Genomic DNA, 13,011 nt, shown 5'->3' with positions numbered 1-13,011 from the left:
CAACCCATTCCCGAAATGAGCGGCCCCACCTTTACCGGAACCCTGACCGCCCTGATCACCCCTCTCCGGGATCAGGCGGTCGCATTTGACGATCTCGAGAAGGTCGTCCATCAACAGATTGCGGCCGGGATTTCCGCGCTCGTGCCCTGTGGGACAACCGGCGAATCCCCCACCCTCGACCACGATGAGCACATCGATGTCGTGCGCGCAGTCGTGGCCGCCACCCAGCGGCGAGTTCCGGTCATCGCCGGAACCGGATCCAATTCGACCCGTGAAGCCGTCCGCCTGACCCGACTCGCGCACGAATGCGGGGTCGATGGTGTCCTCCAGGTGGCCCCCTACTACAACAAGCCGAGTCAGGAAGGGCTCTTCCAGCACTTCTCGGCGGTCGCTCGGGAGACCGACAAGCCGATCATTCTTTATTCCATCCCTTCACGCTGCGGGATCGAGATCGCCGTCTCGACCGTCGAGCGCCTGCGGGAAGCCCATCCACATATCAACCATATCAAGGAAGCGGGTGGATCCTGCGACCGGGTGGATCAGCTCCGCCAGCGCCTGGGCGACGCCATGACCATCCTGAGCGGCGACGACAGCCTGACCCTTCCGTTTCTATCGATCGGAGCGAAGGGTGTGATCAGCGTCGCCTCCAATGTTTTCCCCGAAGAAATCCAGATGAAGGTACAGTCCTTTCTCAAAGGTGACCTCAAGACCGCCCTCGCCCTTCAGCACCGATTCCAACCTCTCTTCAAGGCGCTTTTCTGCGAGCCCAATCCGGTTCCGGTCAAGGCGGCCATGCACCATCTGGGCATGATCTCCTCAGCCGAGGTCCGTCCTCCTCTCTGTGCCATGAGCGCGGAAAATCGCGCCCTGCTCCTCGGGGCATTGGAAGCGCTCAGCTGAAGACGCCGGAGCCGGACAAACCGACCATGAATATCGCGATCAACGGATCCAACGGCCGCATGGGCCGCGCCATCGCTGCCGCCGCCGAGGCCGAGGGCATCAACGTCACCGGTCTCTGCGACCTGGGCGGTGACCTGAAACTGGAGGCAAAGGAGGCCGATGTCATCGTCGATTTCAGTTTTCACGAATCGACTGCCTCGGTCATCGAAACGGCGGTCGAGCTAAAAAAAGCTCTCGTCATTGGAACGACGGGCCACACCGATGTCAGGCGGGCCGAGTTGAAACAGACCGCATCCGCCATCCCGACGGTCTGGGCCGGCAATTACTCGATTGGAGTCAATCTGCTTTTCCATCTGACCCAGGTGGCCGCCTCAGTCCTCGATGAAGGCTACGACGCGGAGGTTCTGGAGATGCACCATCGGATGAAGAAGGACGCCCCCAGCGGCACCGCCGTCCGCCTTTGTGAAATAATCCTCGAGGAGCGTGGATTGGGGCCGGAAGCGCTTCGACACGGCCGCAGCGGTGTGCCTGGTGAACGTTCCTCGAAGGAGGTCGGAGTCCATGCCCTGCGGGGTGGCGATGTGGTGGGCGATCATACGGTCTATTTTGCCGGTCTGGGCGAACGGATCGAATTGACCCATCGTGCCACCGACCGACAGGTGTTTGCCACCGGTGCCCTGCGGGCCGCACGCTGGGCCCTCAGGCAGGCGCCCGGAGTCTACGACATGCAGGACGTTCTCGGGTTTCGGAAATGATCGTCAGCATCGAAGGAGTCCTTGTTTCCGCCGGTCCCCTCAGCGCGGTCATTGAAGTATCCGGAATTGGATACGAGGTGAATGTCCCGGTGACAACGGCCGAGCGTCTTCCCCAGGTGGGAAACCGCGCCAAGCTGCACACCCATGCGGTCTACCGGGAAGATTCCCAGACTCTTTTCGGATTTGCGACGTCGGACGAGCGCGATTTCTTTCGACTGATGATTGAGAAGGTCTCGGGAGTGGGACCGAAGGTGGCCTTGAGCATCATGAGCAAACTGGCACTCCCGGTTCTTCGCTCAGCCATCATGAACGGCGACGTCGGACTGCTTTCCAAGTCGCCGGGGATCGGCAAGAAAACCGCCGAACGCCTCGTCATCGAATTGCGAGACAAAACCGGTCTGGCCGGTAAGGACGGGGCGGGTCCCGGACAGGGCGGTGCCGCGGGCTCGATTCTCCCGGCGGATTCCCCGGGAGGAAGGCAGCGCGACGCAGTCCTGGCGCTGACCGCTCTGGGATTCAAGCTGGCCGATGCGGACAAGTCCGTTCGGGAGGCAGCCCGTCGACTGGGTGCCGACGCCAGCACCGAGCAATTAGTCAAGACAGCCCTGGGCTGATGAGAAGGCTGAGGACCGCCGTCACTTCTGAAACTGGAAGGAGACGGTCTGGTAGGGGCTGCCCGGCCGTCTTTCCGGCCCCCGATAAATCCTCTGTTCACGGGATCCGGTCATTTCGAGACCGTCACCGATTCCGACCGGGGCATTCCATTGTATGCCTCCATAGACGGGCCAGGCCTGGGGCGGTTCTTCCTTGCCGAGTGAAACGGACGGGATCTCGAGGTTTGGTCGCCAGGCCGCCGGAACAAGGGTTCCATCGCCCGCCGGCTCCAGGTTGAAGATCGCGGTATCCGAATTGAATGACTGGATGACGGACGGCGTGATCGCCACGTAGGTCGAATCCGCCTTGTCGGGCTTGGCCGGTGTCGAGGCAATGGAATCAAGCACGCTCGATTCGGAATTCGTGGGACCAAAGACAATGAGAGAACCGGAAACAAGGGCGATGGCGGCAGCCAGTCCGCCGGCCATCACAGTCAGGCGCCGTATCCGCCGGGTGGCATTGGATCCGGAGAATCCGCGATTCACGGAAAGGGGGAACGGTTCCGGCGGTCCCACCTGCCTGAAACGCTGATGGAGCATCCGGGTGGCCTGGTCGAGGCGACAATACTGCTGATAGATGCGGCGGGCTTCCGGACTGGAGTTGACCAGGCGTTCGAGCCGCTCGAGATCATCGGCCTCGATCTCGCCATCGATATAGAGGTTGAGCCATTCGATGAGTTTCCTCTGGTTCATAGCAACTCGTCCCCCATCTTCTCGCGCAGGCTTTCGCGGGCCCGGGCAATCCGGCTCTTCACGGTGCCCACGCTGATCTCCAGAATGGAAGCAATCTCCTCATAGGAATGATTCTGGATATTGCGAAGGGTAAGAATCTCGCGGTGCTTCTCGGCGAGCATCCCCATGCATTCCGCGACCCGGTCGACGAATTCCTGTGAGACCGTGGCATCCTGCGGGGTTTCGACATCGGATGGAAAAACCTCCGCCAGCGTGGTGTCGCTGTCGGCGGTCAGGGGTTGGTCGAAGGAAATGGAACGATCCCGTTTCCGCCGCCACCAATACCAATAGCGGTTTCGGGCCAGATTGGTGGCAATCTGGTAGAGCCAGGTTGAAAAGGCGGAATCCCCCCTGAAATTCTCGAGACCGCGATGGGCTCGGATGAAGGCGTCCTGGGTGACTTCCTCAGCGTCCTGGGTATTCCTCAGCAACTGGTTGACCATCGCATAGATGCGATCCCAGTAGCGCGAAACCATTTCATTGAACGCACTCTGGTCTCCCGCTTTGAAACGGTCCACCAGAAGCCGGTCAATCGCCACTTCCTGTGCTTTCATCGTCATGCGTTCAGCACTGTTAGGACGTGTGATTTCCTGGATTGTTCCCAATGGTTTTTCCTCTTTTGAGTGGTTTGCCTGTTTATTCGGAATGGGTAAACGGACAGGCGTTCATCGGAGCAAGGCTGGCTGAGAACCAGGCGGTTCCTCTCTCAAATACGCTCGTTTGAGGCGCAAAGTTTCAGAATCCGGGTGGATTGATCGTTGGGCTTGAGTCCGCAACCCGAAGGCCGCAGATCCCTCGGTTGAAAAATATTAGTATAACTATTTGATTAACAATAACTCAGATCTCACGCCGGGTCAATCGGATTCCGATTGCGGATCGACTCGACTCCGGAGGCGGGAGAATCAGAGTCCTTTCTTCGGGAGCCATTCCTTCCAGATCCCTTTGCGCGCTTCCTGGGCATCCATTTGAGCCTTTTCATAGGCAGCCTCGTTTGGTGCCGCCCCAGTCATCCAGACCGCGTAGCCCTCCTTAAGGAGCTCAAGGGCCAGGTCCCGGTTCTCCTTGAAGATGACACGCCCGAGTGTCCGGCCCTCGCTGTCGCGACCGAGGATCGTCAACTTGATTTGCTCGCCCTGGATGAGCCTGGCCGAGAACTTCCGGGCCCTCTGGCCGGTCTGGTTGTTGATCTCCGGGCTGTCGACCCCCCAGATACCGATCGGGAACTCCCGATTGTCGGAAGTCCGCAGCAGGAAATTGTCTCCCGTTGTCACTTCAACAATGATTCCGGTGATAACCTGAGGAGCCGGGGCGTCGGCGGCGGTGGCTGACAATCCAAGGAGACAGGACGTCCCAAGGACGGCTGCGCAGGTTGTGAATAAGGAAATTCGTGTGGCCATATTTCTGGGGATCATCAGATCCGGGGGAAGCGGACAAGCCAATCCACCCGGAATCTACTGAGAGTGTAGGACTGGCGGCAAGGGTGCAAGCGTAAGAGGCTGGCTGAACGGTTGATCGATCGGATCCGCCCTAGAAAGGCGATCCTGAGATTGAACTGAGCGGGCGAATATGAGAAGACCTCGAGCGACCTGATTTGTTCAGGTGGCAGCTGTCCGCAGGTTTTTCCATTCTCAATCGTCAATTCTCGTCAGTCACGCCGATCGAACCAACCCCATGACCATATGCTCGCCAATCTGATCATGACCATCATCGGCCCGGATCGCCCGGGACTCGTCGGCAGCCTTGCCTCAGTGATCGCGTCGCAGGGCGGCAACTGGCTGGAGAGCCGGATGGGACATCTCGAAGGCCAATTCGCCGGGATTCTCCGGGTCCAGGTCCCGGAAGAATCGGTGGACTCCCTGCTCAACGCCCTCCGTGGACTTGAGTCGGAAAAGCTGGAGGTGATCGCGCATCGGGGCGAATCCATCGAGGCGTCCGCATCGCTTCTGCGATCGTTTTCACTCGAAGTGATCGGGCACGACCGGCCCGGGATCGTGCGTGAGATCACCGGCACCCTCGCCCGATTCCGGATCAACGTGGAGGAACTGGAGACCGAACGGTCAAGTGCGCCGATGACCGGCGGAATGCTTTTCCAGGCCAGGGCCCGCATCGTCCTTCCAGCGGATTGTCCGGAATCACTGGTTCGGTCCGAACTCGAGAAGATCGCGTCCGATCTCATGGTCGAGCTGCGCCTCGGGGAGAACGCGGGATAAGAAATTCCGACTTCCCTTCGGGACGGTTTCCAATCACAGAAGTGGAATGAAACACATGAAGTCCATCATTCTTTTGATCGTTGTTGCGGGTTTCGGCGGGATTGGTCTTCAGGCCCAGATGCCTGACCTGAAGAGCATGACAGATGCCGTTGCGAAACCGGCTGAGACCGATAGTTCCCAGTCCGATGCCCTGACAAGCATCCTGTCGGCCATTGAACAGGGCGCAGCCGCCTACCCCGAGCAAACCTCCGCCATCGCCAAGCAACTTGAGGCCATGACGGGTGGGAAGATTCCCTCCCGCGAGTCCCTGACCGGCCTGGCCCGGGCCGTGCAATCTGTCTGGAGCTCCGGCTCATTCAATTCCGCCGATGCGGAGAAGATGGCCTCGACTCTCAATTCGGTGCTCAACAGTGCCGGCATTCCGCTGCCGGCCTGGGCCGGCAACCTGAAAAACATCCAGGACCTTCTGGAAAAGAACGGAGTATCCACGGAGCAGGCGATTGCTTTCGGCAGCCAGTTGAAGGATTACGTCCTGGCCCTCTCCAAGTAGTCTGCGCAAATCCAAGAACTCTCAGAGCAGCAAAAAGGCCCGGAAGAATCCGGGCCTTTTTTTCACTGGAGCTTTCGCCTGAGGCCGGCCTCAGCCTTCTTCGACGGCTTCGCCGGCGTTCTTCCAGCCCTCGATCCCCCCTGAAAAGTGTGCGACGTTGGTGTATCCGAGGGCGACCGCCGCGCTGACCGCGCGCTTGTAGGCCCCACAATGCGTGTTCGCGCAGTAGGCCACCACGAGGGCATCCTTGTCCGCAGGCAGGACTGACGCCAGATCGGCGGATACCTCCTGGAAATCAAGCGCACCCGGGATGTGACCCTTCTGATAGCTCTTGGAACCGTTGACATCGATCAGGGTGATCGATCCCTCGGCGATGGCCTGCTTCAGTGACTCAAGCGAGACATCGGCGACTTTCCCGGAATTCCCCGAACCGGCTTGAGCGGTAAGGGCAAACGCGAAGGCAACAAGCAAAGACAGTATTGTTTTCATAGTGTGTGAGAATGTGTGGTTACGCTTTTGATTCGCATGAGATGGTTTCATGGATGCATCGAACCGTTCGAATCGCGCGATCGAACGGGCCCAGTCATCAATCAGAGCATCCAGACCCGGCCCTATTCCGTTTGTGCCCCGTTTTTTTTCATGGTTTCACTTTTTGGGTGCTTCGGCGCGGCAAACGCAGCCAATTTGATCTCCGGCTTGCCGGGAAGGCCTTCAGGGTCGAAGATCGGGCGTGTTTCTCCCTTGCCGGATTCTGCTAGCGATCGCCTCCCTGGCCTTTTTGACGGCGGCCCACTGGGGTTGGTCGCAGTCTGAAGACGAAATCCTTATCGGAAAGGTCCTCGCGATCGGAGACGGCGATACCTTCTACCTCCGCACCCAGGACGGGAGGGAACTCTGGATCGCGCTCTGGGGAGTGGAATGCCCGGACGTGGGCCAGAAAATCGGTCAGAAAGCCCGCCGCTATGCCGAGCGCTACATCCTCGGCCGCGAGATCGGATTCCAAATGGTTGTTCCACGGGAGGAAACCGAGCGCTCCTACGGCCGTGTGGTCTACCGGGGTTCCCAGGATCTCGCCCTGGATCTCCTGCGGATGGGCTTTGCGGTCTGGGTCAAGTCGGTCGCTCCGGATGCGTTCGACTACGCCGAAGCGGAACAGGCCGCTCAAAGCGAGCGCCTTGGCGTCTGGAAGGAATTGCGTCCGCCCGATGAGGAAGAACCGGAGGCCGAGCCGGCGATTACAGAACCTTCCGACTCTTCAGGTCCTTGATCACGGAATCGACCAGTCCGGTGACGGTCTGGGAATCATTGCCCATATTGATACTGTCAATCATCGCGGTGTAGACCAGGGTCTCGCCCTTGACGGCGTAAATGTTGGTCTCGATCCGAACCCGATTCACCTGCACCACCCGGGTTTTGTCCTGAACCTGGTAGACCTGGGGGGCGTAGTAGGAGTAGAATGAGTAATAGGCCGGAGTCGCGATCACATGAGTCTCTCCGCCTTCAACCACCGGACCGGATTCCACATCGCGGATTTTGCCGAGGATGACCCCGTCGAAACCGAGTTCCCGGATCTTTGCCTTGGCAGCCTCCTCGTTGTCGACACCGTTCTCGGCCAGAAAGGCCTGGTTGAAGATGGTATAGGCGGGAGTCCCCCGCCGTCCGCTCTTCTGCAACTGGGCGACAAAGGCGTCCTCCCAGATTTTGACATTGGCCTCATTCGGGGCAAGACCGACCACCAGCAGATTGCTGAGCCTGTCCCCGGTGTAGTCCCCGTTGATCCAGGAATTGTCGATCTTGATCCCGGAATCGCTCGCGCATCCGGCCAGCAGGGAAAGGGAAGTGAGAGCCAGGAGTGTTCTCAGGGTTTTCATAGCTTCAATCGACGGTTGGAATGGATCAGTTGGCCGGGGCCTGGGAAATGGCGCTGCCCGGGCCGTCATTGGTCGCCACGGGGAAGCGGGCGAGGATCTGCTGGATGGCGCCACGCAGCCGGTCCATATCGGGACCATCGCTGGCCACCCTTCCGGTGGCCCACCCGACCCAGACCAATTCCTTGGTCTTGGTCTCGTAGACGTCAATCGCCAGGGTCCCTTCATTGTATTGGTCCACCTGGACGGTGCTGCCCATCCCGACTCCCATCCCGTAGCCGCCATAACCGCCGTAGGGATACATGCCCGCCCATCCGCCGGCACCGTAGGGATATCCGCCCGCTCCGTAGTAACCGCCGTATCCATATTCAGTGACCTGCATTTTGGGGATGGACTTCCCTCGAATGTTGACGGCCAGATCGGCGTTTTCCAGATCTCCGACCGGAATATAGCCGAGCCGCTGCATATTGTTCTGAATCTCCAGGGCCACCGGTTGACCGACCCTCAGGAGAGCTCCGGGGCTGGCTCCTGACATACTTTCTTCGGTGTAGGGAAGAATGGTGAAGGTCTTGAACGGTCGAAAGTCGATGGCACTGTTGACCTGGCTCTCGATCTTCGGCGGAGGTGTTCCGCAACCGGCGAGAGCAAAGACCGCCAGGGCGGCCAGGATGGCTTGTTTGGTGAGGCGCATGTTACGTTCTGGGTATGATGAAAGGAGTGGAGGTGAATGTCGTTCTCGGAGTCGCGGCGCTGCCGTCTAGGGCGCCGAACGATTTCGTGCGGGAAACTGCTCGATGATCTGGTAAAGGGCGGTTGCGGCGCCTTCGAAGACGTCGTTCGGGCGGCTCTTCATGCTCTTGCTGGATTCCCAGCCCAGCCACGCGATTTTCTCGACTTCGCGGGCATAACAGAAGACCAGAACCGAAGCGGTTGACTCGTTCACGCTCGAAGTCCCCCAGGGAGTTCCCGACATCCACGAGCCGGCGCCGTAGTTGCCGAATTGGGATCCGGCCACCGAATTGGATGCCTTCAACCGTCCGCGCGGAGCAAGAATCATGTCCGCCGTATCCTCGGTCGCTTCGACGTAACCCTTCCGGGTCATGGCCGTGATCACGTATTGGTCGAGACTGGTCAGGAGCGATCGCAAACCCTCGTCCACGCCCGGGCCATCCTTGGGGATCGGGCTCAGGTAGAAGGTCTTGAATGCACTGATGTCAATCGTCGGGTCACCCGAAGATTGGGCCGTGGGCACTGATTGACAGCCGATCAGGAAGAAAGGACTCGTGCAGAGCAGCAGAAAGTGAAGAGCTCGAAGGAACATAGGGATGTCGGCCGTTGTGAGCACCTTTGGCGGTCAGGTCAAGTATCGCCTGCATCTCTTTTCCCCCGAACCCGACAGGGGGAGAGACGGTTCCGCCGGTCGGTCCGTCGGCGCCATCCCATGCCGACCGATGCTTTCGGGATTGCCATGGGCGCGGGATGAACTTGCCTCGAGCAACCCTCCACCATGCGCACCCTGAGGATATTCGAGACCATTCTCTACGCCGCCGACCTTGCGGCCGCCCACCGTTTCTACGGCGGCCTTCTCGGGCTGGAACGAATCCGTGAATCCGAACTGTTTCTGACCTATCGCCTCGCGGGGAGCGTCCTTCTTGTCTTTCAGCCCGATCTCAGCCGCGAGTCCGGTCGATCCGTTCCTTCGCACGGAATGATTGGCCAAGGACACATCGCGTTCGTCGCGACCGATCCTGAAATCGAGGAATGGCGCAAGCGCTTCCTGGCTGCCGGAGTGGAAATTGAGCAGGTTCACCAATGGGCGGAAGGCGGTCGGTCACTCTACGTGAGGGATCCGGATGGAAACAGTGTCGAATTCGCCCCTCCCACCTTGTGGGGCGGCGGATGGGATCTCCCGCCGCACGACGGCTCCCCGTGAAAACCGATTCCCCAGGGAACCCTCCGGTTCTGGTCACCGCGATCCAAACCGTCGTCGCCATGGTCGCGTTTGCGGCCAATTCCTTGCTCTGCCGATCCGCCCTCGACGGAGGGGAGATCGATGCCGCCAGTTTCACCTCCATTCGAATCCTTGCCGGGGCCCTCACCCTTGTCATCGTTCTCCGGCTGAGCGGCGACCGATCGCCGACCTGGTTTGGCGGAGGATGGATTTCTCCCGTCCTGCTGGCGATTTACGCAGGCACCTTCTCGTTCGCCTATCTCAGACTGAGCACCGGCACCGGAGCGCTGATCATGTTTGGATCCGTGCAATTGACCATGATCCTCTGGGCATTGGGCTCGGGCGAAAGGCCTGGTCTGCTTGAATGGTCGGGGCTGATCGTGGCCTTTGCCGGAATGATCTACCTCGTTTCGCCGGGCGTGGAGGCGCCGCCCCTCTCCGGTGCCTTTCTGATGACTCTCTCCGGGATATCGTGGGGATTCTACACCATCCGCGGACGGGGTGGCATCAATCCCATGGCGGCGACGGCGGGAAACTTCATAGTCGCAGTGCCTCTCACCCTGGTGATCAGTGCGGTGGCGTTTCGGTCAATCGAAATCACGGCCACCGGTCTGATTCTGGCGGTCTTCTCGGGCTCGCTCGCCTCCGGCTGCGGGTATGTCGTCTGGTATGCGGCCCTCAGGCACCTGAACTCGACCCGGGCTGCGGTGGTGCAACTCTCGGTCCCGTTGATCGCCGCCGCGGGAGGCATCCTCTTCCTGTCGGAAGCATTCTCTCTGCGTCTGATTATTTCGAGCGGATTGATCCTCGGAGGGGTTGGCATGGCCGTCGGAGGAAGACCCAGGCCGGAGACCGTGCGCGCCTCGGCTGTTTGACCGGGGGCGGCCCCCTCCCATGATCCGGAGGATTTTGGAAACGGATGAATAGAAGAGGCCGAGAGGCTATTTCTTGCCGGATTTGAAGAGCTTCAGGTATTCGCCGTAACCTTCCTCCTCAAGCTTCTCCACCGGAATGAAACGAAGGGCGGCCGAATTCATGCAGTAGCGCAAACCGGTCGGCCGGGGACCGTCCGGAAAGACATGACCGAGATGGGCGTCGCTGGACTCCGAACGGATTTCCGTGACGACCATGCCCATGGAGCGATCCTCAACCTCCACCACGGCATCCTTTTCCAGAGGACGGGTGAAACTTGGCCAGCCCGTCCCGGAGTCGAATTTGTCCAGCGAGGAAAAGAGGGGCTTGCCGGAGATCACGTCCACATAAATGCCGGGTTTCTTGTTGTTCCAATAGGCGTTGTCGAAGGCGCGCTCGGTGCCATTCTGACAGGTCACATAATACTGGATATCCGTCAGTTGGCTCCGCAGCTCCTCGTCTGAGAGCTTGCTGCGATCCGCTGGTCGCTTGGGCGCCGGGACTTCGGTGTCGGTTGCGGCAGCGACAGGATCCTCGCCCGCCTGCAGGACCAGGGTGTGGATCGGCAGCAGCAAGGCGAGCGCAAGAATGAAATGCTTGGATTGAAAACGGACGTTCATGACATTGAGAGAACGATTGACGGTGCTTCTATTCCCCAAATTCGCAAGTCGGGCAGCAAATCGACACGCATGAAGGCGCTCGGAACATCGGGCGGAACCAACACCTCGCCGCTCAGGCGTAGAATGGGCGGCGATGTTCTCCAGATAGAACCCCGTGGCAATGCGGAAGTTCTTGCCACTTGCGCCGGCTCGACTGGACTGGAGAGGTCCATTCCGCCCAACTGCCCCTCCCCCGCCCCGACACCATGATACCTGTCATCAGTACCTGGCTCATCCACAGGGAATTGGCTGCCGGAAAGATCAGCTTTCCCGACGCCGTGAAGTTTCTGGCCAACGACCTCGACGCAATCGCGATTGAGATTCCCAGGACGACCTATCCGGATTGGTCCAGGCAGGGCCTTCGCAACCTGAAGCGCATGCTTCAGGATGGCGGCATCTTCTGCGCCGCCATTGCCGCCCAGAACCACTTCAATGCGATCGATCCGGTCGAGCGGCGGCGGGAAGTCGCCCTGACCAAGGACTTCATCGACTACGCTGAGTTCCTCGGGGCGCGGGTGCTGAACATCTTCCATGCCGGTTGGGGCGACCGGGAACAGGGCCGGCGCCTGAAGAAGGAGATGATGGAATGTCTGCGGGAGGTCACCGCCTACGCTGAGGAGCGGTCGGTCATGCTGGCGCTCGAATCCCACGGTCCCCTGACCGACAATGTGGCGGAATTTCGGCAACTCTTCGAGGAATGCCCCTCCGAATACCTCCGCCTCAACTTTGACACGGGGAACCTCTACGAGGGGCCTGAAGGCAATCTCAAATTGCTCGATCTTGCGTGCCATGCCCACGTCAAGGCGACCTACTGCGACCAGGAGGGCCGGGTGAAGGACGCGGAAGTTGTGCGGGTCCTCAAAGCACTCAAGGCCTCCGGATTTCGCGGCACTGTCACCATGGAGTCGGTCGAGGGGGACCCGCTGGCCAACCTCCCGAAGGCATTCGCCGAATTCAAAGCCATGCTGGCCAAGCTTTAGGAGACCTGAATACCATGAACTCACTCAAGATCGGATGCGCCATCTGGACCCTCGGGCCGACCCCGGATCTCGCCACTCTGCGGCGCCACATGGAAATCGTAGCGGAGATTGGCTGCAGGTCAGTCCAACCGTGGGCGGTCAACGTGGAATACACGCCTTGTATCCTCGATCCTGAGATGGCCACGCCGGCCGTCCGTCGGGAGGCGGTCAGAATCGCCGAAGAACTCGGTATCGGATTCAGCGGCTTCTGCTCCCAACTTATGGGTTCCGTGACCTTCGGCGGGCTCGATGAGGAAGATGGATTGGAGTGGCGCATCCGGAAAACCAATGAGGTTCTCAGCCTCTCCGTCGACCTGGGTGCCCCGCTCGTGACCACGCACGTGGGCGAGATACCCGAGGACACCGGTTCCGGGTCCTACCAGACCCTCCTCCGGTCCGTCGGTGCCATCGCGGCTCACGCCGAAAAGGTCGGAGCGGTCTTTGCTCCGGAAACCGGCCAGGAAACCCCGGAGGCACTCCGGACGTTCCTTGAGAAAATCGGAAGCCCCGCCCTGAAGGTGAACTATGACCCCTGCAACCTGCTTCGCTTTGGATCGGAAGAAGGCACCGTTCGCGGCGTTCACACCCTAAAAGACTACATCGCGCACACCCACGCCAAAGACTGGAACCCCGAAACCAGGCGCGCCACCTGTGGTTTGGGCAACGTGCCTTGGGACGCCTACATTGCCGCGCTTCAATCGATCGGCTATACGGGTGTCTTTGCGATCGAGGATGAATCCGGCAACGCCGACATGGTCGGCTCAATCCGCGAGAGTTTCCAGTTTCTCAACCGTTTCTGAAC

18 protein-coding genes are annotated in these 13,011 nt (G+C 59.9%); 10 read left to right on the top strand and 8 right to left on the bottom strand.

Annotation, left to right across the window (positions count from 1 at the left end):
• Positions 1 to 15 precede the first annotated feature (15 nt).
• Genes dapA through ruvA form a run of 3 tightly spaced genes read left to right on the top strand, consistent with a single transcriptional unit; the run spans position 16 to position 2,269 of the window.
• Entirely contained in the window at positions 16 to 900 is an 885-nt protein-coding gene (dapA, locus tag R3F07_12640) for a 4-hydroxy-tetrahydrodipicolinate synthase (GenBank protein ID MEZ5277221.1), read from the top strand.
• 26 nt (positions 901 to 926) lie between these two features.
• Positions 927 to 1,655 (top strand): 4-hydroxy-tetrahydrodipicolinate reductase, encoded by a 729-nt coding sequence (dapB, locus tag R3F07_12635; protein ID MEZ5277220.1) that lies wholly within the window; start codon positions 927 to 929, stop codon positions 1,653 to 1,655.
• On the top strand, positions 1,652 to 2,269 hold the full coding sequence (gene ruvA, locus R3F07_12630) for a Holliday junction branch migration protein RuvA (GenBank protein MEZ5277219.1): 618 nt from the start codon (positions 1,652 to 1,654) through the stop codon (positions 2,267 to 2,269). Before dapB ends, ruvA begins: the two co-directional genes overlap by 4 nt.
• A 21-nt stretch (positions 2,270 to 2,290) precedes the next feature.
• On the opposite strand, the gene R3F07_12625 is transcribed toward ruvA, so the two are convergent.
• The 3 genes from R3F07_12625 to R3F07_12615 all read right to left on the bottom strand — a co-directional run bounded on the left by R3F07_12625 (position 2,291) and on the right by R3F07_12615 (position 4,437).
• On the bottom strand, positions 2,291 to 3,001 hold the full coding sequence (locus tag R3F07_12625; protein MEZ5277218.1) for a hypothetical protein: 711 nt from the start codon (positions 2,999 to 3,001) through the stop codon (positions 2,291 to 2,293).
• On the bottom strand, positions 2,998 to 3,600 hold the full coding sequence (locus R3F07_12620; GenBank protein MEZ5277217.1) for a sigma-70 family RNA polymerase sigma factor: 603 nt from the start codon (positions 3,598 to 3,600) through the stop codon (positions 2,998 to 3,000). Before R3F07_12620 ends, R3F07_12625 begins: the two co-directional genes overlap by 4 nt.
• Positions 3,601 to 3,942: 342 nt before the next feature.
• Positions 3,943 to 4,437 (bottom strand): thermonuclease family protein, encoded by a 495-nt coding sequence (locus R3F07_12615; protein ID MEZ5277216.1) that lies wholly within the window; start codon positions 4,435 to 4,437, stop codon positions 3,943 to 3,945.
• Positions 4,438 to 4,719: 282 nt separating this feature from the next.
• On the opposite strand from R3F07_12615, the gene R3F07_12610 reads away from it, so the two are divergent.
• Positions 4,720 to 5,250 carry an ACT domain-containing protein gene (locus tag R3F07_12610; protein MEZ5277215.1) on the top strand — a complete coding sequence of 177 codons (531 nt, stop codon included), beginning with the start codon at positions 4,720 to 4,722 and terminating at the stop codon, positions 5,248 to 5,250.
• Positions 5,251 to 5,305: 55 nt separating this feature from the next.
• The gene (locus R3F07_12605) at positions 5,306 to 5,800 is read left to right on the top strand and encodes a hypothetical protein (protein ID MEZ5277214.1); all 495 of its coding nucleotides are present in this window, start codon (positions 5,306 to 5,308) and stop codon (positions 5,798 to 5,800) included.
• Positions 5,801 to 5,890: 90 nt separating this feature from the next.
• Here R3F07_12605 and R3F07_12600 read toward each other — a convergent pair whose 3' ends face one another.
• Positions 5,891 to 6,289, bottom strand: a complete 399-nt coding sequence (locus R3F07_12600) for a rhodanese-like domain-containing protein (GenBank protein ID MEZ5277213.1) — start codon at positions 6,287 to 6,289, stop codon at positions 5,891 to 5,893.
• 241 nt (positions 6,290 to 6,530) lie between these two features.
• Between R3F07_12600 and R3F07_12595 the strand changes: the two genes are divergently transcribed.
• Positions 6,531 to 7,067: a thermonuclease family protein gene (locus R3F07_12595; protein ID MEZ5277212.1), complete on the top strand. Its 537-nt coding sequence runs from the start codon at positions 6,531 to 6,533 to the stop codon at positions 7,065 to 7,067.
• On the opposite strand, the gene R3F07_12590 is transcribed toward R3F07_12595, so the two are convergent.
• From R3F07_12590 to R3F07_12580, 3 genes are all read right to left on the bottom strand, one after another.
• Entirely contained in the window at positions 7,036 to 7,671 is a 636-nt protein-coding gene (locus tag R3F07_12590; protein MEZ5277211.1) for a hypothetical protein, read from the bottom strand. The two genes, R3F07_12595 and R3F07_12590, sit on opposite strands and share 32 nt — an antisense overlap.
• A 25-nt stretch (positions 7,672 to 7,696) precedes the next feature.
• The gene (locus tag R3F07_12585) at positions 7,697 to 8,359 is read right to left on the bottom strand and encodes a DUF4136 domain-containing protein (protein ID MEZ5277210.1); all 663 of its coding nucleotides are present in this window, start codon (positions 8,357 to 8,359) and stop codon (positions 7,697 to 7,699) included.
• A gap of 66 nt (positions 8,360 to 8,425) precedes the next feature.
• On the bottom strand, positions 8,426 to 8,920 hold the full coding sequence (locus R3F07_12580) for a hypothetical protein (protein ID MEZ5277209.1): 495 nt from the start codon (positions 8,918 to 8,920) through the stop codon (positions 8,426 to 8,428).
• 255 nt (positions 8,921 to 9,175) lie between these two features.
• Between R3F07_12580 and R3F07_12575 the strand changes: the two genes are divergently transcribed.
• A complete protein-coding gene (locus R3F07_12575; protein ID MEZ5277208.1) occupies positions 9,176 to 9,601 on the top strand; it encodes a VOC family protein in 426 nt (141 codons plus the stop codon).
• Positions 9,598 to 10,494: a DMT family transporter gene (locus R3F07_12570; GenBank protein ID MEZ5277207.1), complete on the top strand. Its 897-nt coding sequence runs from the start codon at positions 9,598 to 9,600 to the stop codon at positions 10,492 to 10,494. Before R3F07_12575 ends, R3F07_12570 begins: the two co-directional genes overlap by 4 nt.
• Positions 10,495 to 10,560: 66 nt before the next feature.
• Here R3F07_12570 and msrB read toward each other — a convergent pair whose 3' ends face one another.
• Positions 10,561 to 11,151: a peptide-methionine (R)-S-oxide reductase MsrB gene (gene msrB / locus R3F07_12565; GenBank protein ID MEZ5277206.1), complete on the bottom strand. Its 591-nt coding sequence runs from the start codon at positions 11,149 to 11,151 to the stop codon at positions 10,561 to 10,563.
• Between the two features lie 245 nt (positions 11,152 to 11,396).
• Here msrB and R3F07_12560 point away from each other — a divergent pair, with 245 nt between their 5' ends.
• A complete protein-coding gene (locus R3F07_12560) occupies positions 11,397 to 12,170 on the top strand; it encodes a sugar phosphate isomerase/epimerase family protein (GenBank protein ID MEZ5277205.1) in 774 nt (257 codons plus the stop codon).
• Between the two features lie 14 nt (positions 12,171 to 12,184).
• On the top strand, positions 12,185 to 13,009 hold the full coding sequence (locus R3F07_12555; GenBank protein MEZ5277204.1) for a sugar phosphate isomerase/epimerase family protein: 825 nt from the start codon (positions 12,185 to 12,187) through the stop codon (positions 13,007 to 13,009).
• The last annotated feature ends 2 nt before the right edge of the window (positions 13,010 to 13,011 follow it).

The organism is Opitutaceae bacterium (assembly GCA_041395105.1).
GTDB lineage: Bacteria > Verrucomicrobiota > Verrucomicrobiia > Opitutales > Opitutaceae > B12-G4.
The sequence above is the reverse complement of the archived record's forward strand: the minus strand, read 5'-3'. Positions and strand labels throughout refer to the sequence as shown.